22 protein-coding genes and 1 pseudogene are annotated in these 23186 nt (G+C 62.0%); 14 read left to right on the top strand and 9 right to left on the bottom strand.

Features of this window, described 5'->3' with window-relative positions:
• Positions 1-194: 194 nt before the first annotated feature.
• The 4 genes and pseudogenes from C4N04_RS32600 (at position 195) to dusA (ending at position 5524) form a co-directional block, all read left to right on the top strand.
• Positions 195-2974, top strand: a pseudogene (locus tag C4N04_RS32600) (metal-binding protein).
• A gap of 191 nt (positions 2975-3165) precedes the next feature.
• Positions 3166-3633, top strand: a complete 468-nt coding sequence (locus tag C4N04_RS18245; RefSeq protein WP_106796678.1) for a DUF3828 domain-containing protein — start codon at positions 3166-3168, stop codon at positions 3631-3633.
• 500 nt (positions 3634-4133) lie between these two features.
• A complete protein-coding gene (locus tag C4N04_RS18240) occupies positions 4134-4346 on the top strand; it encodes a cold-shock protein (RefSeq protein ID WP_003540801.1) in 213 nt (70 codons plus the stop codon).
• Positions 4347-4522: 176 nt separating this feature from the next.
• Complete coding sequence (gene dusA / locus C4N04_RS18235; RefSeq protein ID WP_096761930.1) at positions 4523-5524, top strand: tRNA dihydrouridine(20/20a) synthase DusA; 1002 nt, start codon at positions 4523-4525, stop codon at positions 5522-5524.
• A gap of 65 nt (positions 5525-5589) precedes the next feature.
• On the opposite strand, the gene C4N04_RS18230 is transcribed toward dusA, so the two are convergent.
• Positions 5590-6546 carry a trypsin-like peptidase domain-containing protein gene (locus C4N04_RS18230; RefSeq protein ID WP_106796737.1) on the bottom strand — a complete coding sequence of 319 codons (957 nt, stop codon included), beginning with the start codon at positions 6544-6546 and terminating at the stop codon, positions 5590-5592.
• Positions 6547-7107: 561 nt separating this feature from the next.
• On the opposite strand from C4N04_RS18230, the gene C4N04_RS18225 reads away from it, so the two are divergent.
• The 3 genes from C4N04_RS18225 (at position 7108) to C4N04_RS18215 (ending at position 8664) form a co-directional block, all read left to right on the top strand.
• Positions 7108-7944: an alpha/beta hydrolase gene (locus C4N04_RS18225; protein ID WP_106796677.1), complete on the top strand. Its 837-nt coding sequence runs from the start codon at positions 7108-7110 to the stop codon at positions 7942-7944.
• A 36-nt stretch (positions 7945-7980) separates the two neighbouring features.
• Positions 7981-8220 (top strand): hypothetical protein, encoded by a 240-nt coding sequence (locus C4N04_RS18220; RefSeq protein WP_009996943.1) that lies wholly within the window; start codon positions 7981-7983, stop codon positions 8218-8220.
• 228 nt (positions 8221-8448) lie between these two features.
• Positions 8449-8664: a hypothetical protein gene (locus C4N04_RS18215; protein WP_038689620.1), complete on the top strand. Its 216-nt coding sequence runs from the start codon at positions 8449-8451 to the stop codon at positions 8662-8664.
• A 107-nt stretch (positions 8665-8771) separates the two neighbouring features.
• On the opposite strand, the gene C4N04_RS18210 is transcribed toward C4N04_RS18215, so the two are convergent.
• Positions 8772-9722, bottom strand: a complete 951-nt coding sequence (locus tag C4N04_RS18210; RefSeq protein ID WP_106796676.1) for a hypothetical protein — start codon at positions 9720-9722, stop codon at positions 8772-8774.
• 197 nt (positions 9723-9919) lie between these two features.
• Here C4N04_RS18210 and C4N04_RS18205 point away from each other — a divergent pair, with 197 nt between their 5' ends.
• A complete protein-coding gene (locus tag C4N04_RS18205) occupies positions 9920-10429 on the top strand; it encodes a BA14K family protein (RefSeq protein WP_106796675.1) in 510 nt (169 codons plus the stop codon).
• 163 nt (positions 10430-10592) lie between these two features.
• On the opposite strand, the gene C4N04_RS18200 is transcribed toward C4N04_RS18205, so the two are convergent.
• The 4 genes from C4N04_RS18200 to C4N04_RS18180 all read right to left on the bottom strand — a co-directional run bounded on the left by C4N04_RS18200 (position 10593) and on the right by C4N04_RS18180 (position 14462).
• Positions 10593-11414 (bottom strand): DUF3313 domain-containing protein, encoded by an 822-nt coding sequence (locus C4N04_RS18200; protein WP_077989433.1) that lies wholly within the window; start codon positions 11412-11414, stop codon positions 10593-10595.
• A 152-nt stretch (positions 11415-11566) separates the two neighbouring features.
• Positions 11567-12910, bottom strand: a complete 1344-nt coding sequence (locus C4N04_RS18195; protein WP_096761932.1) for an ATP-binding protein — start codon at positions 12908-12910, stop codon at positions 11567-11569.
• Positions 12910-13581 carry a response regulator transcription factor gene (locus tag C4N04_RS18190; RefSeq protein WP_077989381.1) on the bottom strand — a complete coding sequence of 224 codons (672 nt, stop codon included), beginning with the start codon at positions 13579-13581 and terminating at the stop codon, positions 12910-12912. The genes C4N04_RS18195 and C4N04_RS18190 overlap by 1 nt, the downstream gene beginning before the upstream one ends.
• A 359-nt stretch (positions 13582-13940) precedes the next feature.
• A complete protein-coding gene (locus C4N04_RS18180) occupies positions 13941-14462 on the bottom strand; it encodes a helix-turn-helix domain-containing protein (protein ID WP_096761935.1) in 522 nt (173 codons plus the stop codon).
• An 89-nt stretch (positions 14463-14551) separates the two neighbouring features.
• Between C4N04_RS18180 and C4N04_RS18175 the strand changes: the two genes are divergently transcribed.
• Entirely contained in the window at positions 14552-15193 is a 642-nt protein-coding gene (locus C4N04_RS18175; RefSeq protein ID WP_106796674.1) for a dihydrofolate reductase family protein, read from the top strand.
• 58 nt (positions 15194-15251) lie between these two features.
• Here the strand turns inward: C4N04_RS18175 and C4N04_RS18170 are convergent, their stop codons facing one another.
• The gene (locus C4N04_RS18170) at positions 15252-16697 is read right to left on the bottom strand and encodes an adenylate/guanylate cyclase domain-containing protein (RefSeq protein ID WP_106796673.1); all 1446 of its coding nucleotides are present in this window, start codon (positions 16695-16697) and stop codon (positions 15252-15254) included.
• A gap of 261 nt (positions 16698-16958) precedes the next feature.
• Between C4N04_RS18170 and C4N04_RS18165 the strand changes: the two genes are divergently transcribed.
• The 3 genes from C4N04_RS18165 to C4N04_RS18155 all read left to right on the top strand — a co-directional run bounded on the left by C4N04_RS18165 (position 16959) and on the right by C4N04_RS18155 (position 19519).
• On the top strand, positions 16959-17159 hold the full coding sequence (locus C4N04_RS18165) for a hypothetical protein (protein WP_039623333.1): 201 nt from the start codon (positions 16959-16961) through the stop codon (positions 17157-17159).
• A 176-nt stretch (positions 17160-17335) separates the two neighbouring features.
• On the top strand, positions 17336-18148 hold the full coding sequence (locus C4N04_RS18160) for a hypothetical protein (RefSeq protein ID WP_106796672.1): 813 nt from the start codon (positions 17336-17338) through the stop codon (positions 18146-18148).
• A 372-nt stretch (positions 18149-18520) separates the two neighbouring features.
• Positions 18521-19519, top strand: a complete 999-nt coding sequence (locus C4N04_RS18155) for a DUF808 domain-containing protein (RefSeq protein WP_106796671.1) — start codon at positions 18521-18523, stop codon at positions 19517-19519.
• A 183-nt stretch (positions 19520-19702) separates the two neighbouring features.
• Here the strand turns inward: C4N04_RS18155 and C4N04_RS18150 are convergent, their stop codons facing one another.
• Entirely contained in the window at positions 19703-20080 is a 378-nt protein-coding gene (locus C4N04_RS18150; protein ID WP_038689642.1) for a helix-turn-helix domain-containing protein, read from the bottom strand.
• Between the two features lie 132 nt (positions 20081-20212).
• Between C4N04_RS18150 and C4N04_RS18145 the strand changes: the two genes are divergently transcribed.
• On the top strand, positions 20213-21052 hold the full coding sequence (locus C4N04_RS18145; protein WP_038689644.1) for an SDR family oxidoreductase: 840 nt from the start codon (positions 20213-20215) through the stop codon (positions 21050-21052).
• Positions 21053-21296: 244 nt separating this feature from the next.
• Here C4N04_RS18145 and C4N04_RS18140 read toward each other — a convergent pair whose 3' ends face one another.
• Complete coding sequence (locus tag C4N04_RS18140; RefSeq protein WP_009994690.1) at positions 21297-21764, bottom strand: Lrp/AsnC family transcriptional regulator; 468 nt, start codon at positions 21762-21764, stop codon at positions 21297-21299.
• A 125-nt stretch (positions 21765-21889) separates the two neighbouring features.
• Between C4N04_RS18140 and C4N04_RS18135 the strand changes: the two genes are divergently transcribed.
• Positions 21890-23113, top strand: a complete 1224-nt coding sequence (locus tag C4N04_RS18135) for an argininosuccinate synthase (protein WP_106796670.1) — start codon at positions 21890-21892, stop codon at positions 23111-23113.
• The last annotated feature ends 73 nt before the right edge of the window (positions 23114-23186 follow it).

Raw genomic sequence — 23186 nt, 5'->3', positions numbered from 1 at the left:
AAAGTTATTTCCCAGTATTTCAGCCTTAGTTTTTCGTTAAAAAACCAAAGAAAAAATCACAATTTTTCATTGAAAACACCATTAATGATTGGCATAGATCCCCGTGGGGTTGTCTTCCGCCGAACCAATAAACCAGTTCTTCCGCGGATTTCTGATTTTCGAAGTACAACGCATCTATTGGGGTAATTTTAAATATGGCCTTGAATATACTGGACACCAACGGCGCCAGAGTCACCAAGACCGGCGCCGAGTTCGAAGCCTACGATGTCATCCGCGACTCGGCTGCCAACCCTTCCGCACCTGTCTCTCTCACCGTCTCCGATTCCGGCCTGGTGGATCTGGCCGATGAGCTGGCCTCCGTCTCTGCACACGTGATTGGCTCTTACTACGGCAATGCGATCACGACGGGCGGGGGCAACGACACGATCTCAGGCAACGACGGTAGTGACACGCTGAACGGCGGCGCCGGCGACGATGTGATCAGTGGTGGTAGCGGCAACGACAAATTGATCGGCGGCGCCGGTAACGATATAATTTTTGACGGTGGCATCCCGTGGCCGGGAACGGGCGAGCAGCAGCAACTCACCGACATCGACGCCGGTGACGGCGACGATTCCATAGTCGTGGAGAGATACAATCCACTGATTTCAGGAACAGTCGATGGCGGCGCCGGAATCGATACGCTGCAGTCCTTGTCGCTCGATGGTCTGACGATCAAAAACATTGAGGTCCTTCAAACCTCGCCATATACGGTTACCGGTTCGAGCGCGCAGTTCGAAAGCTTTGATAAGATCATCGGATCGACAGATCCGCTTTCCGAGTTCTTCGCCTCTTTGGCGGTGACGGACAGCGCGCACCTTGATCTTTCCGACGAGTTGGCGGACCGTCGAGCCCATATCTCGGGCTGGAACAATCCCTCCGGCGTTGACGTCAAAACCGGCGATGGCGACGACGTATTTTCGGGCAGTGGCGTCAACGACATTTCCGACGGCGGCGGCGGCAATGACTTTCTCGCCGGCGAGGACGGCAATGACAAATTGACCGGCGGCGCCGGCGACGACCAGCTCAATGGCGGCGACGGCACCGACACGGCAGTTTTCGCCGGCAATTTTGCCGACTATTCCCTTTCCGTGGAAAATTTTGAAAAGGTCGTGACGAGCGGACTGGAAGGCACGGATACGCTGCAAGACGTCGAATTCGCGCAATTTGCCGATGGCGTCTACGATTTCGATAAGAACACTTTCACGGTCAACAGCACTCCTCCGGATATTCCTTTGAATATCCGGAGACGAACGGCGCCACGATCACCAAGACCGGCGCGGAGTTGGAAGCTTACGACATCATTCGCCACTCAGAACTCAATCCTCTCGTCGCGGCCACCCTGGTGATCTCGGATTCCGGGACGGTAGATCTTGCCGACGAACTGGGCTCAGGCTCCGCAGATGTGACGGGTTCAAGCGGCGACGATACGATTACGACGGGGGCAGGCAACGACACGATCTCGGGCGGTGACGGCGCAGACACGCTGAACGGCGGCGCCGGAAACGATCACCTCCATGGCGGAACTGGCAATGACATGCTGAATGGTGGCGCCGGCAATGACCAGATCTTCGGCGACGGCGGAAATGACGTCATTCGGGGCGGCGCCGGCAACGATACGATCACCGACGGGGATGTTGGCAACGTCTCTCCGGATCTCGGCCTCGTGCCGGAAGTCCTGGACATCGACGCCGGCGACGGCAGCGATGTCATCATCGTGCAGCCATTCGCTCCACTGATTTCCGGAACGATCAATGGCGGTGACGGGTTCGATCGCCTGCAAGCCCCCGATCTCAGAGGCTTGACGATCGAGAACATCGAATTGCTTGACACGGCAAGATTTCAGGTTGCCGGTTCGAGCGCGCAGTTCGAAAGCTTTGATAGCATTGTCGCCGCGTCGGCCGATCCGTTCGAAAGCAATTCTCGCGCCTCACTGGCAGTGACGGACGGCGCCCATCTCGATCTTTCCGACGAGCTGGGAGATCGGGGAGCCTTCATTACGGGCTACGGCTCCAGCATTGACGTCAAGGCCGGCAACGGCGATGACGAATTTGCGGGAACCGACGGCAACGACATTTTCGAGGGCAATGGCGGCTACGACGTCATCAACGGTGGCGCCGGCATCGACACGGCGGTCTTCTCTAGTAATTTCGCCGACTATATGCTCGGCGTCATCTACGACAATGAAACCCACCACATCGTGACGAGCATGAGCGGGCAGGACTATGAGGATGTGCTGACAGACGTCGAATTCGCCCGTTTCGCCGACGGCGTCTACGAATTCGCCACGCAAACATTCACGAGCACCAATAACGCGCCAACCAACATCCAGCTCTCGAAAACTGCCCTCTCCGAGGATACGCCGATCTGGACGACGCTCGGCCTGCTCAGCGCCAAGGACGCCGATGGTGACGCCCTCACCTACACGCTCATCGACGGCGCCGGCGATCACTTCCGCCTGAAGGGCAATCGCATCGTCACCTCGAAGGAGCTGGACTACGAGACGGCGACGTCCCACACGATCAAGGTGGCGGTCTCCGACGGCAAGGTCGCGGTCGAGAAGGACATCACCATCAACGTCCTCGACGTCAACGAGGCCCCGGCCAACCAGGCGCCGATCAAGCTCTCTTTCTCGCGCAGCTCGATCTCCGAGAATGTCGCAATCGGCACTTCGGTCGGCCTGCTCTCGGCCGTCGATCCGGAAGGCGGCGTGGTCAAGTGGCGGCTGACCGATAATGCGGACGGCATCTTCAAGCTGGTCGGCAACAAGATCCAGACCAAGGCGGCGATCGACTACGAAAGCACCCACAGCCTGACCTTCACCGCCGAAGCCTATGACGCGGCCGGCAACGTCACCAGCCACGACTTCACGCTCGCCGTGAAGGACGTCTTCGAGCCGATGTCATCGAGCCTGGGGCATGAGGCGCTGATCTAGCACGACAGTTTGCCTCAACACCGGTGGGGCTAGCAGTCTTGCAAGCCCCACCGGTGAGACTCTTCCGCCGGTCGTCGCGGGGGCCACCCGAAACCGGCGAGGCCGGCGGCCATGCGGACACCCTCCGAAAATGCCGCTCCACGTCGACGCCGGTTTCGGCTATGATTCTCCACCCACCCGAGGAGAGCCGCATGCGTCTGCCCACATTCATCCTCGCCCTCGCCATTTCGGTCTTCGCCGCCCTGCCCGCCTTGGCGGAGACCTACAAGACGCCGAAAGCGCTGCTCAAGGCGCTTTACAGCTACGACACCGACAGAAGCGACGCCGAGGCGCCCTCGCCCTATTCGATCTTCTTTTCCGACCACCTGAACAAGCTTCTCCAGGCCGATCTCGACAACACGCCGGAGGGTGATGTCGGCGCGGTCGATTTCGATCCTGTCATTGCAGGCCAGGACGGCGAAGCGAGCAACGTCCGGATCGGCCAGCCGATCCTGCTGGACGACAAGGCCGAGGTGGAAGTGCAGTTCGAAAACGGCGAAGAGGTGACGCTCTTCTATACCCTGGTGCGCGAACACGGCGGCTGGAAGGTCGATGACATCGCCAATCAGAAAGGCGATTCTCCCTGGAGCCTGACCGCACTGTTGGGGGATGCGCAGTAGGCGGCGACAGTCCCAACGCGCTGCCCTCTTCCGCCCGTCAGCAGGGGCGTGCCGGTCACGTGAGCAAAGAGAGCGCATGCACCGAGCGCGAGCAAAGAGCAATGCAAGGTTGTTGCGCACTGCCTCGTTCCGTTTCGGCACGCCGATCCCGCCATGGCACAGCCATGCAAGGATTTGCCAACTTTTCGTCAAGTATCTGAATCTTCGGGATTTCCTGTCACGGCAAACGGCATGCCACAATAATGTCGCTTGCCTTTTGACCGAAAAGATGGCACCAATCCACCTACTCGGGCATTAGCATGCCGGTGACTGGACTGATGTGGCAATCCCTTCCGTTACGGAAGGAGACGCGGGAATACCCGCCTGCGTAGACGTTCTTTCCCCGTACGTGACTTCTCCGACTGACCCTTCGTCCCATCGATTCGGGGCGAAAGCTAAAGCCGTCCGCTTCCCCTCGGGGGCGCGGATACTAGACAGACTAAGGGAAAAGGACGATCCCAATGGCCACCAAAGGCACCGTAAAATTCTTCAACCAGGACAAGGGTTTTGGTTTCATCACGCCGGACGGCGGCGCAAAGGACGTTTTCGTCCACATTTCCGCGCTGCAGGCTTCTGGCATCCAGTCGCTGCGCGAAGGCCAGCAGGTTACCTTCGACACCGAGCCGGACCGCATGGGCAAGGGCCCGAAGGCCGTCAACATCTCGGCTTCGTAAGTCATATATCCGCTTTCTGCGGCATGAACGGCGCTCCGCAAGGGGCGCCGTTTTCGTTTGCGCTTGCGAATTTGTCGATCGCACCGGCAAGTGTTATATGCGCCTTTTATGATAACCCGCCGGCGGGCTGCAGGTGCAGCGCCCTGCCGCCTGCGACAAGGAACAAGAAAACCTCGATGATGCAGAAAAGGCCGATTTTTGCGGTCGCCCCGATGATCGACTGGACGGATCGGCATTGCCGCTATTTCCACCGCCAGATCAGCCGCCAGGCGCTGCTCTATACCGAGATGGTGGTCGCCGATGCGATCATCCACGGCCCGCGCGAGCGGCTGCTCGGCCATGACGTGGCGGAACATCCGCTGGCGCTGCAGCTCGGCGGATCGGATCCGGGCAAGCTTGCCGAGGCGGTGAAAATCGCCGAACCCTATGGCTATGACGAGATCAACCTCAATGTCGGCTGCCCCTCCGACCGCGTGCAATCGGGCACCTTCGGCGCCTGCCTGATGCTGACGCCGGAGACGGTGGCCGCATGCGTCGCGGCGATGAAGGCGGTCGCGACCGCGCCGGTGACGGTGAAATGCCGCATCGGCGTCGATGAGCAGGAGCCGGAAGAGGCCCTGCCCGCGCTTATCACGCGCGTTCTCGATGCCGGCGCCGACGCGATCTGGATCCATGCGCGCAAAGCCTGGCTGAAAGGCCTGAGTCCGAAGGAGAATCGCGAGATCCCGCCGCTCGACTACGAGATCGTCTACCGGATGAAACAGCGCTGGCCCGACGTCTTCATCGGCATCAACGGCGGCATCCGCACGCTCGACGAGGCCGCGAGCCACCTCGCCCATGTCGACGGCGTCATGCTCGGCCGGGCAGCCTACCAGAATGCGGCGGTGCTTGCCGACGTCGACCACCGCTTCTTCGGGGCGCCGGCGGCAGAACCCGACTGGCCGGCGCTCTGTGAGCGGATGATGACCTATGCCGAGCGCCATATCGCCGCCGGCGGACGGCTGCAGCACGTGGCCCGCCACATGGTCGGCCTTTTCACCGGCCTGCCCGGTGCCCGGCGCTACCGCCAGATTCTCTCCACCGACGCGGCAAAAACCGGCGCCGGACCGGAGGTGCTGGCGGCGGCCTTCGCGGCGGTGGATTTTTCGGGGACGGAACAGGAAGCGGTCAGCGCCTGACGTAAGGTTATGTGTTCGTCGCCACGTCGAATGTACTTACCTTGTGTTACGAACTCTGCCACGGCTTATGACCGCGCCATCGGCAGCAAGATCTTCTTTTCGATCCGGCCGGCCACGGAGAACACCAGGATTTCCGTTTCTCTGCCGATCCGGCTGCCGTCCATCAGCCTGACAATATCGTCGACGCCGCCGACCGGGCTTGCGTCGATGGCGAGAATGTAATCGCCCTCCTGCAGCCCGCCCTTTGCCGCCGGCCCTTCCGGCTCGACACGCCGGATGCGAACGGAGGTCGTCTGCAGCGTGCCCGCTGCCAGCGCAACCCGGCGCGGCAGCACGATCGTGTCGCCTGAAATACCGATGAAGGCCCGTCGGACCTGGCCGTAGCGGAGGATTTCCGAAACGACGAAATTGGCCGTATTCGATGCCACGGCAAAGGCAATGCTCTGCGCGCCCTGGATCACGGCGGTGTTGACGCCGATGACCTCGCCGCCCGAAGACACCAGCGGCCCACCGGAGTTGCCGGGATTAAGCGCCGCGTCGGTCTGAATGACATCCTCCATCAGCCTGCCGCTTGCCGCCCGCATCGAGCGGCCGAGCGCCGAGACGATGCCTGCAGTGACCGTCCATTCGAAGCCAAGCGGGTTTCCGATCGCGATCGCAATATGCCCCCGGCGCAGGCGCTGCGAGTCGCCGAGCCTCGCCCAGGCTCCGGTGCTCGCATTGGCCCGAACAAGAGCGATATCGGTATCGATATCGCGGCCGAGCACACGTCCCTCGGTGATGAATTCGTCCGGCGTGGTGATGCGGACGAGCTTGGCGTCGCCGACGACATGGCTGTTGGTGATGATCAGGCCATCGGGCGAAACGGCAAAACCCGACCCATGCCCCTGCCGGCCTCCCACCCGCTCGATCCGGCTGACCGCCGGCCCAACCCTGTCGACTGCGGCTGCGATCGATTGCGAATAGGCATCGATCAGCGCCACGTCATCCCCGGGCGCGATGTCCTTGTCCATGAAACCCATGATCTGATCCTCTGGCGGCAGCAACGGCCGTCCCGCCGCCGGCAAAGCAATCGCGATTGCGATCGTTGGCCATGGCGCTGTTCGAGAGAATTAGATGGTTGGGCGTCGATCCGCGTTCAAGTGAGCGCCAGCGGAGCTTGCATCCCGGCGCAACAGGAGGGAAGGCGAACCTAGCCGGAAGGATAAATCGAACTACCGCGACAGATAGATTGAACGAATGGAAATAAAATGGCTCATTATCAGCCCGTATCTCGGCGCATTCCGCAACCGAGATGCGGGGTATCAAAAGGAATATTCGCAGCGCGAAGCAGCAGGCAAGGCGCGCCATGTCCTGCTGCCGCGGCCTGGAAGGATGGGCACCCGGCATGAAGACTAGCCTATCAAACCGCTGTCATATCAATGAAATACAATGATGTGCTCAATAAGCACTTCATTATCTTGCCAATTTTAACCCCCGCAGGCGCGGTTCTCCGGCCCCTGGCGTAACGACCCTCCCGGGCCTTGCCGATCACGCCTGCAACTGTCTGTCTAGTTCAATCCACCCAATCAAGGAGTCATGACATGAGCACAGTCACAACCAAGGACGGCGTCGAGATTTTCTACAAGGACTGGGGGCCGAAGAACGCCCAGCCGATCATGTTCCACCACGGCTGGCCGCTGAGCGCTGACGACTGGGATACTCAGATGCTGTTCTTCCTCGAGAAGGGCTACCGCGTCGTCGCCCATGATCGGCGCGGCCACGGCCGCTCCACCCAGGTCGGCGACGGTCACGACATGGATCATTACGCCGCCGATGCCTCAGCCGTCGTCGAGCATCTCGATCTTAGGAACACCGTCCACGTCGGCCATTCCACCGGCGGCGGCGAAGCGACCCATTATGTCGCCCGCCACGGCCAGCCGCAGGGCCGCGTTGCCAAGCTCGTCATTATCGGCGCCGTGCCGCCGCTCATGGTCAAGACGGATGCCAATCCCGGCGGGCTGCCGATCGAAGTTTTCGACGGCCTGCGCCAGCAGCTCGCCGCCAATCGCTCGCAGTTCTACCACGACCTGCCGGCCGGCCCGTTCTACGGCTTCAACCGGCCGGGCGCGAAAGTGCGGGAACCGGTCATCAACAATTGGTGGCGCCAGGGCATGATGGGCGGCGCCAAGGCGCATTACGACGGCATTAAGGTGTTCTCGGAAACCGACTTCACCGAGGATCTGAAGATCATCACCGTGCCGACCCTCGTCATGCATGGCGATGACGACCAGATCGTGCCGATCGCCGACTCCGCCCTGCTCTCGTCCAAGCTGCTGCAGAACGCCACGCTCAAGGTGTACGAGAAACTCCCGCACGGCTTGTGCACCACCCACGCCGATATCGTGAACCCCGACATCCTCGCCTTCATCAAGGGCTGACGCTAGGCCGGCGGGCGCTGGAGGCGCCCGCGGGCCATGCCGTTTCCGGTAAAACGGCTTTCGCATGAAACCGTTTTCGCCGATTTGCGTTTAGCGGCCATGAAAAGAGAACGTGAACCCTCATCAAAGGCTTACCGGCAGGATCGTTTTGAAAATACCGAGCGAGCCGCCAAGGAAACCATCGAGGCGGAGCAGCGGGCCCGCCGGGAAAAGACCAAGCGGCTGAAAGAACTGCGCTTATCGCAGCAGGGCGGCAAGGATCCGGCGGCGAGGTAGGCCTATTCTGATGCCGTCGACCAGCGCATCTCCATGCCCTCGCCTGCGTCTCCGCGTGCCCTGTTTCCAACGCCGCGCTTTTTTGGGGACGCGCACATGGCACTGCAGCATCTTGAAGCGTTGCGCTGCTTTTTCAATTCAGACGTTCGCCCATCTTGCAGAGCAAGGCCTGCGAAATTATCTTTTTTCGCAATAGCGATTCACGGCATCGAAAAAGGGCAGACTGCGATGTCAGACAAGCTGTTCAGCACGCGTGACGAACCGCTCGCCTCGGAAGACCTCGCTGTCTGCAGGCGTGTGCATGAAGCTCTTTGCAGCGGGCTCAATATCGACAGATCAGGCGCGGAAGCCGATCGTCTCGGCGCCCTCATCATCGAGCTATATCGGCAGGGTGTGCATGACGAGACCCAGCTTCGCCTGCTTGCCGGCGGGAAACGAGGCTGACCGGGCAAGTCATGCCATGCCCGGCCTCCCCTCTTCTTCGCGCCCCTGACCTTCCTCGTTACGAGCGAGATAGGATGCACGTTTTCCCATGACCCCTGCTGACGTTATCAGAGGCCGCTGGTTTCCGTGCTCGTGGCCGCCGAGGTTTCAGTCGGATCGATGGCCGGCGTGGATTCGATCGCTCCCGCTACCTCTTCCGAGCTGCCCGTGTCGGCTGCCGGCGTTTCCGCAGTCACGGCAGGATCTGTCGTCTCGGTGCTGTCGACCGCTTCGCTGGTCTCGGTTTCGGTTCCCGCTGCTGGGGTTTCCGCTGGGGCTTGCGCCGCCATGGTCTCCCGCATCTGGTCAATCTTGCCGACCGCCGTGCCGATGCCAAGCGTATCCTTTGCCCAGCTTAAGGCCTCAGGGCTGACCGTGCCGGTCTTGGTGGCGGAAGCAAGCGCGGCCGCCAGCGCGGCGTCGCCAAGAGCGGGATCGTCGGCCGGCGGGGCAGCCCCCTTGGTCAGTTCGTACTGCGCATAGGCGGTGGCGAATGCCGAGATCGCCGCCATGCGCGGGTCAGCCGTATTCATCAGGGCATGGAAGTTGCGTTTGAGCGAATTGAGACCGGCGAGCTCGGCCGCCGGCTTCTTCGCGGGCTTTGCCGCAGGCGCCGAGGCGATGGTCGTCTTCTTGGCCGAGCCCTTCGTGCTGACGGTCTGCTTGGCCGACTTCGCCTTGCCGGCCTGGCCGGTCTGGACCGATTTGCCGGCGCTCTTGGCGCTACGGCCGTTTTCGGACTTGCCGCTGGAGCGGGTGCTGCTCTTTCCGCTGCCGCCGCTGTTACTGCTGCCGCCACCGTGGCTGCCGCTGTTGCCGCTACCGCTCCCGCCGCCATGGCTGCCTCCGCCACCGCCATTGCCTCCGCCGCTTCCGCCTCCTCCGCCGCCGTTACCGCCGCCGCCTCCGTTGCCGCCCTTGGCGAAAGCCGGCGAGAGATCGGTAGAAACTATGGTGAGAGGTGAAAGCGCCACTGTCGTGGAGAGACAGAGAACGCCGAGAAGCCTGCAGAGCCGCATGATAATCCTTCCGCACTGGAGTGCCGTTGCATCAGGATTGAACCAGCAAGCCCATGAAGATCTCATTGAGCAACTGCTTTCAATTTGAACTTCCTGCCGAATATTTCCGCGAGAAATGCCTTCATCATTCCCAGAATGAAACTAATTCCCTTCCGTTGCGTTACCCCCCGATACATCCGTCTACCAAGGTGAATGAAATGAACAAATTCGCCATCATTGCTCTGTCGATAGCGACGGCTTTCTCCGGAACGCCGGTTTCGGCAGCCCCCGCCTTCGTGCCGAGGCCGGTGCAATCGGCTGCCCAGCCGGCGCCGGGGGATAACGATGCCCGGATCATGACCGTCGGCTGCAGCAGGTTCTCGATCGTCTGCTCGCGCTATGGTGAACGGCGCAGACATTACAGCGATCGCCGTTACTATCGTGACCGCAGCTACTATCGCGACCGAGACTACTATCGTGGCGACCGCTACGGCTGGGATCGCCGTTATGACCGCAGATGGCGGCGCCACAACGACAACACCGGCGCCATAATCGGCGGCTTGGCGGCCGGCGCCCTGATCGGCGGCATCATCGCCTCGCAACCCCGCGCCTATAGTTCGCGTGGCTATAGCTCTCATGCCGAATATTGCTACGCCCGCTATCGGTCGTATCGCGCCTATGACAACACCTACCAGCCGAACTACGGCCCGCGCCGTCAGTGCCGGTAATTTTGTCACCCCTGTTCCAGAGCAAGCCCCGCATAAAGATGCGGGGCTTTTTGTTGTCACTCGTTTGAGAGAACACCCGAACGCAAAAGACGGACGGAGCACGGCTTTTCGGTCCCGGCTCCGTCCGTCCCGTCCGCCCAGCCTCGGGGTTGGCTGAGCACGGTCAATAAGCGACGGCCGCCTTCGGCTTCTTCTCCGTCCATTGCGGCGGCGCGCCGTATTTGGCGGCGACGGCGCCGACCAGCCCGGGCTCGCGGCCGAAGGCATCGCAGGCGACGTATTTCGGCTTGCCGCCGAGCCAGGATTTCATCCGCTGGCGGGAGGGAAGCGAAAGGTCCAATCCCTTCCGCTCCTTGCCTGCGATCAGCATGCGGGAGAATTCGCTGCTGAACTTCGAAGCCAGGCCGTAGGCGTCACCCACCTCGGAAACGCGCGGATTGTTCTGAAGCGAATTTGCCCCGCGCGCCCAGACCATCGCCGCCCGCTGTGCGCCCGATTTGTCGACCGCCTCGGCTTCCACCGCCAGCCCGCCGAGCCCTACCGGCAGGCGCGGCACGCCGACCGGCAGCGCAAAGCCCGTCCCGACGGTCACGACGGTGGAAACGCCCGCCATGGTCTTGTTGGTCGGCACGATGTCGGTGACCATCGAGCGGATCGTCAGGTCCGCGCTCTCGCCTGCTGCCACCATCTGGTATCTGTCGCTCAGGGAGATGCAGAGCGCCCGGTCAAGCGCGTTGGCGACCATCGCGCGGTCGGCCGGCGATTTGATCCGGCTTGCCGCAGCGAAGCCGAACCGCGTCGGCTCGATGGCGACCGTCTTGATCGGGGCGAGACTGAGGCCATCGACATAGGCGCGTGATTTCGAAAGCTTGCCCTTCGGCGCGCCGAGATTGGAATAAGTGGAGAGTGTGCCGCTCTCCTTGAGCGGGACCGAGCTGCACCCGACCGCAGCCACGGTCAGCGCCAGCGGCAATGCGAGGGACACGGCTTTCGAAGCCTTTGAAAAAGATGAAGTAAAAAGATTTCTGCTCACTCTGATGGCCTCCGTCGCCGATAATGTGCGGGGAAATTGGCGGCGAAGAATTGCCGCAGCATTACATCGTTTCCGGCAGCATCGGCTGCCGGAAACAACCGGCGTCATCCGAGTTGGATCGCCACCTCGATGCCGGCGGCAGCGCTCGCGATGCGAACCTCGCCGCCATGGTTCAAGGCGATCTGCCTGACGAGGCTGAGGCCCAGCCCCGCCCCCGTGCTCTTCGGAGTGACCCGGTAGAAGGGCTCTAACACCAGTTCCCGGTGCTCGGCCGGAATGCCCGGCCCTTCGTCGGTGACGCTGATCCGCCCGCCGCCTGCATCCGAGACTGCGACCGTGATCATGCCTCGGTTGCCGCCATGGTCGATGGCATTGCGCACAAGGTTGCTGACGGCCCGCGGCAGCGCCGAAGGACTGCCCTTGCGTTTCAAGCTCTCGACCTCGCTCTGAAACGAGATCTGGTAGCCGGCGCCGATCGCCAGCGGCGCAAGATCGGCCACGACGCCGCGGGCGATCTCGACGAGATCGACCATTTCATGGAGATCGGTTGCCTGGCCGTTGCGCTCGAAATCGAGCAGCTGTTCGGCCGTCTCGGCGAGGCGCGCGACGTCGTCCAGCAGCCGCCTGCGGTCCTGCCCCTCAGCCGTCCCGTCGATCCTGGTCTGCATGATGGCGATCGGCGTCCGCAGCTCGTGCGCCGCGTCCATCAGGAAGTGCTGCCGCTTGCGGAACTCGATTTCCAGCCGGTCGAGTGCCTCGTTGAAGGCGATCACCAGCGGCGCGATCTCCCTCGGAATCCCGTCCAGCGGCAGGCGCGCATCGTAGCGGCGCGGTTCGATCTCCGAGGCTTTGCGGGCGACCTCGCTGACGCTGGCAAGGCCCCTCCGGACGATCCTGGGAACGGTGAGGAAAACCGCGGGCAAGGCAATGGCGAGCAGCGGTACATAGATCGGATAGGCGATGCCCATCAGCGTGAAAATTGGCCAGCCCTTGTCTGCGACACCGCCGAAGAGCACACGCAGCTCGCCAATACCGGTCTCGACGCTTTCCACCGATGCGATCTCGTTTGTGCCGGCCGATCCCCTGATATCGGCTCCTTCAAACAAATAGGTCAGACGTACAAGCTCGGCGTAAACAGGGGGAATGGTCCCGTACGACACAAAGGAGCCGTTCGGCGTCGCCGCGACATACCAGAGCCCGTCATATTGCTGCTTGAGCGCGTTAAGCTCCAGCGTATTCCTTATTTCGAGTCGTCCCTCGGCATCGAGCGAGACGGCCGGAGCCAGGACTGCAGTGATATGATCCTCCAGCGCGACATTCGGAGAGAGGATCGCCGCGCCATAGAAGCAGAGACCGATGATGACGGCCGTCACCACGCTGACGAAGACCAGGCTAAGCTGCCAGCTGAGCCGCCACCAGAGCGATGGATTGGAGCTTCCTGCCCCCATCATTCTTCCTTCATGAGATAGCCGACGCCGCGGATATTGTGGATCGAAACCTCCGCACCCGCATCGGCAAGCCGCTTGCGCAGCCGCGATATATGGGCATCGAGGGCGTTCGACTGAATTTCTTCTTCATAATTGTAAACGGCTGCCTCCAGCGTCGCGCGCAGCACGGTCTTCTCCTTGCGCCTGGCGAGCGCGGCGAGCACCAGAAGCTCGCGCCGCGGCAGATCGAGCGGCATATCGCCGACGGTGACGCTCAAATGCAGGGGATCGATCACCATCCGCCCGGCCGTGATCTTCAGCTCGGAAAGGCTCGGCGGCCGCCGTAGCACGGCCCGCAGCCGCGCCATCAGTTCCTCGACCAGAAATGGCTTGCCGAGATAATCGTCGGCGCCGAGATCGAGCCCCTCCACCCGCTCCTTCGGCGCGTTCAGCGCCGTCAGCACGATGATCGGCGTATCCTTGCCGGTCCGCCTCAGTTCCGGAATGAAGCGCAGCCCCTCGCCGTCAGGCAGGCGCCGGTCGAGCAGGATCGCATCATAGGGGTTCTGCCGCGTCAGCTCCACGGCATCGGCAAGATGCGCCGTGTGATCGGTCACGATCCCATGCTTGCCGAGCGCCGCAGTCAGCGCTTCGGCCAGCTCCTTCTCATCCTCAATCAGCAGAATCCGCATCGCCCAACCAACCCTCACGCCCCTGTTTCGGCCGCAAGGGTTGCAGCAACATTGCGGAACTTGAAAGGCAGCCGGTCATGCTGCTGCAATTGTTCCACCGGAGGATCAGGCACCACAATTCAGGACCTCGACATGATCCATTTCAAATCCATCCTCCGCCTCCTGGAGACTTATCTCCTCTCCACCTTCATCCTCGCGAGCCTGCTGGCCGGGCCGTTGATCATTTTGTTCGTGAGGTAGAGACGAAATTCAACCCAAGGAACGATAACGAAAATTGGAGATTGACCGTAATTGGCTTTTGCTGCCAGGTGGAAGCAACGGCGTGCCGTGCGGCACCCTCATCCGACCCTTCGCCTAAATCACGCCACCCCAGCCGCCATCTTCTCCCGCACCTCCAGAAATGCCGCCGTCAGCCGCGCCAGCACCGGCGAGGTCACCGTCCCGTTCGCCCCGCCGACCGGATCGACGATGTGGATCTGCCGCAGATCCTCCATGAATTCATCCCAGAGCGACTGCCCGCCTTCCTCCAGAAGCTGCGCGCGAATGCTGAGATCCTCCGTCACCGGCAGGTGACGCCTGCCCCAGGCGCCGATCATGGCGAAGACGGGCACGAGTTGGATCGCCGGCTCCGTCAGGCTGTAGATCGCTTTCTGGCTGTGGCTCGGATCATCCCGCTTGCTGATGAAGCCGAGCGAGAGCAGCCGTTTCAGCCGCGCCGCCAGAATGTTGGAGGCGATGCCCTCCTCCGAATTGTTGAGCAGATCGCGGAAATGCCGGCGGTTGCCAAACATGATGTCGCGGATGATGATCAGGCTCCACCGGTCACCCAGCACTTCCATCGTCAGGTTGATCGGGCAGCCGGACCGCAATTCAATATCCACGAAGCATCTCCTGTAAAAACCAGTTGCATTATAGGATCGCTTATGTGAGAACACAACTAGTTTCAAACTGCAATCACATGGAGGAGAGCATGTCTAAGGTGCGCGTTGCAGGGTTTTCCGTTTCCGTCGACGGTTTCGGCGCCGGTCCGGAACAGAGCCTGCAGTATCCGCTCGGCAAGCGGGGACCCGAGATGTTTCAATGGTTTTTCCATACCCGCACGTTCCGTGCGATGCAGGGAAAGGACGACGGTTCGCAAGGAGTTGACGAGGATTATGCCGCCCGCGGCATGGCCAATTTCGGCGCCTTCATCCTCGGCCGCAACATGTTCGGTCCGATCCGTGGCGAGTGGCCGGACGATGCCTGGAAAGGTTGGTGGGGTCCGAACCCGCCATACCACGCACCGACCTATATCCTGACCCACTATCCGCGCGAGTCGCTGGTCATGGAAGGCGGCACGACCTTCCACTTCATCACATCTGGCATTCATGAAGCGCTCGACAAGGCCAGGGCGGCGGCCGGCAGCAAGGATGTAAAAATCGGCGGCGGCGTCAGCACCGTGCGGCAATATCTGCAGGCCGGCCTGATCGATGAACTGCACTTCGCCGTCGCCCCCGTCGTGCTCGGCAAAGGCGAAGCGCTGTTTTCAGGCATCGACCTGCCGGCCCTCGGATTCCGCGTCACCGAACATGTCGCCAGCGAACACGCCACCCATATCGTGCTCGCGAAATAATTGCCAGCTCAGGCCGTCCGGGCAAGGCGGTCGCAAGGGTCGCCTGCTCGCGTCAGATCTAACCCGGAATCACTCGGTATACGCATGCCGTTCCCTCGACGCCCCGCAACGGGGCCTCGAAGGCGGCCAGCCGTTGGCCGGAAAGCAACTGGGCGACACCAGGTGCCGAAAACAGCGCTTCGGAAATGCATATCTCGCCGGCATCGGCCAGCGACTGCACCCGGGCAGCGACATTGACGGTCTGTCCGAAATAATCGAGGTTGTCGTTCAAGGTCACGGCGATGGACGGGCCGCAATGGGCGCCGATTTTCAGGATGATGCTGGGATCGCCATGTTCGCTGTTGAAACGCTCGATTTCCCCAAGCATATGCAACGCCGCCGAAACCGCATCGGCCGGGCGGGAGAAGGCAGCCATCACGGCATCGCCGATCGTCTTGACGATTGCGCCCGAATGCTCCTGCACCGTGGCGCCGAGCAAGGCGAAATGCTCGCGCACCAGCGCATAGGCGTTGAGATCGCCGAGCCGTTCGTACATTGCGGTTGAGCCCTTGAGATCGGTGAACAGCAGCGTCACCTGGCGGATGCCGAGCCCCTCCCTTTCGTCAACGCGCTCGGAACGAAACAGCCGCCGGAAGGTTTGGCGCGCCAAAAGCATTCCGCCCGATACATAGGGATCGAAGTCGAGGACCGGCTTGGTGGTCTGCGCCAGGATCTCGGGCGGCCAGTTGATCAGCAGCAGCGAGCCTCGCATGGCCGCCGAGTTCTCGACGTCGACGATGACGGGGCCGGGCCGCACCGACGGCAGCGAAGCGCAGAACCGCTGACCGTCATATCGGACGCGCAGGAGCGTCGGCACCGTCACAGGTTCGCCTGCCACCGGCAGCGCAAAGCTCGCCTGCGTCTGCACGTTAATGCCAGCGAGCGCCCCGGGACCGAGTTCCGTCCTCACCGTCGTGACGGATGCGGGCGCCAGGAAGGTCACGCCGCGCACCATCCCCTTGAGGACGTCGAGAAAGCGCGCCTGCTGGCCGGGCAGCCGCGCGTCACCCAGAAACCGCGCCTTCCAGTGAAAATCCTCGACCGAAAGCGAGCCGGGATCGTGAAACGGCAGCCGGCGCAACTGCGGCGACACCGTGAAGGTCACTTCGATGAAGTCGTCGAGGTCGGTTTCGCCGGAGACGTCGCAAAGGCCGCAGACATAGTGGGTCTTCAGCGTCCGTAGCGCGCCGAAACTGTCGAGCACCATGCCGGATTGGGGACACACGACGTCCCAGCTCATCTCGAACAGGCCGCTGCGCGTCGCATGGAGAAAGAGATCGATGCTTTCGGCCTCGGAGATCGCGTGATCGCGCGCAAAAGCCAGCGGGTTGATGCGGTAGAGCGAGAAATCGTCGCCGCTGCGGATCAGGCTTTCGAACTTGGAGATGACGCGCGGGCTCCAGGACCGGGCAAGCTCCATCTCAGTCATCTTGCTGTCGAGGAGTCGTTCCCGAACATCGCTCATCTCACACCTGCGCCTCGATTGGCCAGGCCATGGGATCCACGGCGGCTCCCGCAACTATAGCAAAAAACGGGCCGTGCGTCCGCCTTCGGCAGCCTTGGACGCGCCGGCCGCAGCGCCCGCCGGGCGGCCCGACCGCGCCAAAAACTAGCTCTGGCATTGCTGCGGAATGAGCGTAGAGTGAGCGTCATCGGCCCATCGCATCATCGGCGCGACCGCTTGGGAGATCATAAGTGCTCTTGCCGCTTTATGGAGGGTACGACGTTGCTCCTATCGCTTATCTCACTCGACGACCACGAAATAACCATCGTCACCGATGCCGTTCGGCAATGGTGCGGCGAGAAGAAACTCGACATCGACAGCGTCGAGGGACGCCGCGCCATCACGGTCGCGGTCGATCTGCTCCAGATGAACACCCGCGGCGACAGGCTTTTTGCCGAACTGTCGAAGCAGTTGGACCACTAAAAGATCCGATATTCTCTCGATGAGCTCGGACACCTCTTAGGTGCCGGTGCCGGCCAGATCGCGCAGGTCTCGGCTTGAAGGTCGAGGCCCTGCGAGATAACCGCACTCCCCACCCACCTTGCACATCTCCACTCCCTCGCCTAAGGCAATGCAACCTCCTTCCGCAAGTCCGCCCGGTGCTCCGCTTCATCCTCCACGCCCTCGCCGCTCTCGTCCTGACGCTGCTCACCCAGATCGGCGGCATCGCCTATCTCATCGCCCTCGCCGCCGCGCGAATATGCGGCCTCAGGCGATTTCCCGCCAAGCTCGCGCTCTTCCTTTTGTGCTACGCCGCCGCGACCGTCGCCACGCAGTTTGCGGCACCGGCATTCGGCCGCGTTCCACTCTCCTGCCTGTCAAGCACCGAAGACTGGCTCGTGGTCCGCTCGCCAATCTACTGCGCGCTGAACCGCAACTACGTCACGCCCAAGCTTCGCGATCTGGCAGCGGCGCTCGCCGCCCATATGGACAAGCAATTTCCCGGCACCGTCACCGTCGCGCTGGATGCAAACTTCCCTTTCGTCAACGGTTTCCCGCTGCTGCCGCATCTCTCGCATGCCGACGGCAAGAAGCTTGATTTCGCCTATTACTACAAGGATGCAAATGGCGCCTTCCTGAATGGCGCCACCCGCTCGCCGATCGGTTATTTCGCTTTCGAGGAGCCTGGCCCGGGCGACGAACTGCCATGCGCGGGTCGCCATGACTGGCTCACCACCCGCTGGAATTTCGATGCGCTGCAGCCATTGTTCCCGGCCTACCGGATCGAGGAGCAGCGCACCGCGGCGGCGGTCGCCTGGCTGACGACGGAAGGGGTCGCGCGCTTTGGTCTGCAGAAGATCTTCATCGAACCGCACCTGAAGAACGGGCTCGGGATCACCGACGCCCATGTCCGCTTTCAGGGCTGCCGGGCCGCCCGCCACGATGACCATCTTCATATCCAGGTCGAATGAGACCTGCCCAACTCGCTTGCACGCGACAGGAAATCCGCTAGAGCTGATCCGGCAACGAACCAGCGGCTCCGATATCGAGAGTGGATCATGGAACACACTATCGTCGCTGTTGTCGGATCGCCTGCCGCTGTCGCGGTGATGGTTGCGGCGACGGGCTGCCCGGAGCCGACGGCATTGCTGTTTGGCCTGGCGATCGCAGCCAATCGACCGGCTGACGAAACTGCAGCCCGCCGCTCTCCGACAAGCCCTCGCGACCGCCCGGCGAATGTTTCGATCCGGCGCGCGCCGCAACCATCCGTGGCAGCACCTCTTTCCGGCTGCCGCCCGATTGTCTATTTTCGCCATCCATGTCCCTAAACGAGAGGTTTGCTTGTGAGTGTCGGCCTGATTGCCCTGCTTGATGATGTTGCCGCGCTTGCAAAGGCGGCCGCTGCTTCCCTGGACGATGTCGTCGCTCACGCGGGCAGAGCCGGCGCCAAAGCCGCCGGCGTCGTGATCGACGACGCTGCCGTCACGCCGCGTTATGTGACCGGCCTGTCGGCGGCGCGCGAGCTGCCGATCATCGCGAAGATCGCCGTCGGCTCCCTCAAGAACAAACTTCTGTTCCTCCTGCCGGCAGCACTCGCCCTCAGCCTCCTCCTGCCGCAAGCGGTGACGCCGCTGCTGATGCTCGGCGGGCTCTACCTCTGCTACGAAGGCGCCGAAAAGGTCTACGAGCTCGTCGTGCCGCATGCCGCCCATTCACACGAGGCGGGGCTCGAGACGATCAGCGTCGATGCCAAAACCTTCGAGGACGAAAAAGTCGCGAGCGCAGTCAGGACCGATTTCATTCTGTCGGCCGAGATCATGGCGATCACGCTCGGCTCCCTGTCCGAGTCGGGGCTGGCGATGCAGGCGCTGGTTCTCGCCCTGGTCGGAATCATGATCACGGCTGCCGTTTACGGCGTCGTCGCTCTGATCGTAAAGGCGGACGATTTCGGCCTCTGGCTTGCCCAGCGCTCCTCCCCTTCTCAAGCCGGCGCGCTCCTGCGCATGCTCGGGCGCGGCCTCGTGCAGGGCATGCCCTATCTTCTCAAGGTGCTCGGCCTGATCGGGACGGCGGCGATGATCTGGGTCGGCGGCGGCATCATCGTGCACGGCGCCGAAACTTTCGGCCTCGCCTGGCCGAGCCATCTCCTCCACGATGCCGGGGAAGGTATCGCCCATGCGGTGCCGGCCGGCGGCGCCGTGCTTTCCTGGCTGGTTCAGGCGGCCGGTGCAGGTCTCGTTGGCATCCTCATCGGGCTGGCGACAATCCCGGCCGTCGGCTACGTCGTTGCGCCGGCATGGCAGTGGTGCTCAACACGCCTACGCCGGATCAGGACCGCATGAGGGGCTAGAACAGGACGATTTTAGGCTCGGTCGGCCTAAAATCTGAACCCTGTTCTAAATTAATGATGTCGTCCGAAAACCGCCTCACCCTTTCGGCATCATGCTATAGCAGCGGCGCGGCGCCATCCTGACTGCCGGCCGAGACACGTTCACCGCGGGCCGACAAGTGTGACGCCTCGCCCGTCAACTAGCATCCCTTTCATCATAGGTACGCTGCGCCGCAAGGATCGCGTCCATGTTCTTCTCCGCCCAATGGGTGAGCGCCGAAACGGTCTCCGTCAGGGTGCGCCCGAGCGGCGTCAGCGCATATTCGACGGTTACCGGCACGGTCGGGAAGATGGTGCGTGTAATCAAGCCGTCGCGCTCCTGCTTTCTCAGCGTTTGCGACAGAACCTTCTGCGATATGCCCTTGATCTCTCGGCGGATGTGGTTGAAGCGTAATGGCCCGCCCCGCAGCCGGTCGAGGATCAAAAGCGCCCATTTGTCTGCCAGCCGGTCGAGTACCAGCCTCGTCGGACAACGATCCTCGTAAACATTATAGGCCTGCGCTGGCATGATCATCCGCTCCCGGTTTGTCCCCCTGGTTTCCTCGAGGAAACCAGGTGAGAAAAAAGTGCTCTCTTTTCCAATCCCATTTTCTCTGTATCTATCCCATGGAAAGATAGTTTCCAGTAGATACCAATGGAGAATGACATGAGCAGCAAGATTCTGGTTATCGGCGCAACCGGCACCGTGGGGAGGCACGTGGTGGACGGGCTCCTGGCAAAGGGCGAGGCCGTCAAGGCCGCCTCCCGCGCCGGCAAGCCGGTGGCAGGCGCCGAGGGCGTCGTCTTCGACTACGCCAAGCCCGAAACCTTCGGGCCGGCCTTCGATGGCGTCGATCGCGCCTATGTGCTGCTTGCCTCCGGCCATGCCGATGCCAAAGGCCTGCTGCTGCCGGTCATCGAGGCGGCCGCGGCCCGCAAGGTCAAGGTCGTGCTCCAGAGTGCGTTCGGCGTCGATGCCGACGATTCCATCCCCTATCGCCAGGTCGAAATTGCCCTGGAAAAGTCAGGCACGCCTTACGTCATCCTGCGTCCGAACTGGTTTTCCGACAACTTCCACACCTTCTGGAAACCCGGCATTGATCACGGCCAGATCGCCCTTCCCGCCGCCGAAGGCAAGTCGAGCTTCATCGATGCCCGCGATATCGCGGCAAGCGGCGTGGCGGCGCTCACCTCCTCGTCCTTCGACGGCAAGGCCTTCAATCTGACTGGACCGGAAGCGCTCTCTTATACGCAAGGCGCCGCCATCCTCTCCGAAGCGATTGGCAAGCCTGTCTCCTATAACGCCGTCTCCGACGAAACCTTCATCGACATGCTCACCGGCGCCGGTGTACCGGCCGATTACGCAAGCTTCCTCGCCTCGATCTTCTATCCCGTCCGCCAAGGCTGGACCGCCGTCGTGAACGGCGATGTTGAGACGCTGACCGGCAACGCCCCGCGTTCACTGCAGACTTATGCGGCCGATTACGCCGCCGCGTTGACGGCGTAACCAGAACGACGCATGCAGACGGCGGTTCTCCGCCGTCTGCCCGCGAAGCCGGGGATAACCGATCCGATTACGGCAAGGAATTCGACGCGCCTTCTCTCCCACCCGCCCCACCTGGCAATACCACGCACGCCCTTTCTCCAGCCGTCTCAGGCGCGCCCTTCTCTCCAGCTTCATCCTGAGGCGCCCCGAAGGGGCCTCGAAGGGCGGGGCTGGCCACCCACATTGCTGGAGGAATCGGCGACACCTACCGCAGCGGCAGCTCGCAGCTCCGCTTCAGCGTTTCCATCGGCACGTCTGTTTTGACGCTGAGCACGCTCGGGATGCGGGTCAGATGATCGGCTTGGAAGCGCCAGTAGCTGTGCAGGTCGGCGGTGACGATACGCAGCACGGCGTCGCATTCGCCCGTCGTCAGGTAGCATTCCATGACTTCAGGAAACCGCCGGACGGCTTCGGCAAACCGCAGCGTCACCTCGGCATCCTGGGTCTTGAACCAGACGCGGGCAAACACCGTCAGCCCCGCGCCGACCTTTGCGGGGTCGAGCACGGCGACATAACGATCGATGATGCCTGCCTCTTCGAGCAGCCGCACCCTGCGCAAGCAGGGCGAAGGCGACAGCCCCACCTCCCTCGCCAGCTCGACATTCGAAATGCGCCCGTCGCGCTGGAGGACACGCAAGATATGCCGATCGATCGCATCCAGGGTGACGGACATTTTATAGCTCCATAAGATTCATTAGTGGCATATCATGCCAATCTTTTACAATTTCAGGGATGCTTCCCAATCTCATTGCGTGAGCTTTGGCCTATCGTTCCACGTATCGATGTGGAGAAGAGCTAATGGCAAGAAAGATAGGAAAGATCGTGCTCGCTTATTCCGGCGGGCTGGATACCTCGATTATCCTCAAATGGCTGCAGGAGACCTATGGGTGCGAGGTCGTCACCTTCACCGCCGATCTCGGCCAGCGCGAGGAACTCGAAACTGCCCGCGCCAAGGCGAAGATGCTGGGTGTTCGAGACATTCGCATCGTCGATCTCAGAGAGGAATTCGTCGGCGATTTCGTCTTTCCCATGCTGCGGGCCAACACGGTCTATGAGGGCCAGTACCTGCTTGGCAGTTCCATCGCCCGTCCGCTGATCGCCGAACACCTCGTCGCCATCGCCCGGGAGGTCGGAGCCGATGCCGTCGCCCACGGCTCGACCGGCAAAGGCAATGACCAGGTCCGGTTCGAACTCGCCGTCAATGCGCTCGACCCGTCACTCGAGGTCATCGCCCCCTGGCGCCAATGGGATATCCGCTCGCGCGCCCAGTTGCTGGAATATGCCGCAAGGCATCAAATCCCCGTGCCGAGGGACAAGCGTGGCGAGGCCCCCTTCTCGATCGACGCCAACCTGCTGCACAGCTCGACCGAGGGTAAGGTCTTTGAAGACCCGGCGGAGATCGCACCCGATTACATCTATCGGCGCACGGTCGATCCCATCGACGCTCCGGACCAGCCCGAAATTGTCGCGATCGGCTTCGAGAACGGCGACCCTGTCTCCCTGAACGGCAGGCCGATGACGCCGGCCGCTTTGCTCACCGATCTCAACGAGTGCGGCGGGCGACACGGCGTCGGGCGGCTCGATCTGGTTGAAAACCGCTTCATCGGCATGAAGTCGAGGGGTGTCTACGAAACACCGGGAGGCACGATCCTGCTTGCCGCCCATCGCGGCATCGAATCGATCACCCTCGATCGCGCCGCCGCGCATCTGAAGGATGAGCTCATGCCCCGCTACGCCGAACTGATCTACAACGGTTTCTGGTTTTCTCCTGAACGCGACATGCTGCAAGCCCTGATCGACCGCAGCCAGGCCTTAGTTAGCGGCGAAGTCACGCTCCGGCTCTACAAGGGAAACGCCTCGGTCATATCCCGAGCCTCCCCTTCCTCGCTCTATTCCGCCGATCTCGTCACTTTCGAGGAAGGGCGGGTCGCCTATGACCACCACGACGCCGAAGGCTTCATCAGGCTCAACGGATTGCGCCTCAGAAACTGGGCCGCCCGTAACGGAAGACACCGCTCCTAACCTCGCAGCGGCAAGCCTGATCGACCGCTTGCTGCCGCCGTTCAACCCGATTGGTAGCCGCTGCAGAATTTCA

Source organism: Rhizobium sp. H4, assembly GCF_003013335.1.
Lineage (GTDB): Bacteria > Pseudomonadota > Alphaproteobacteria > Rhizobiales > Rhizobiaceae > Rhizobium > Rhizobium sophoriradicis.
The sequence above is the reverse complement of the archived record's forward strand: the minus strand, read 5'-3'. Positions and strand labels throughout refer to the sequence as shown.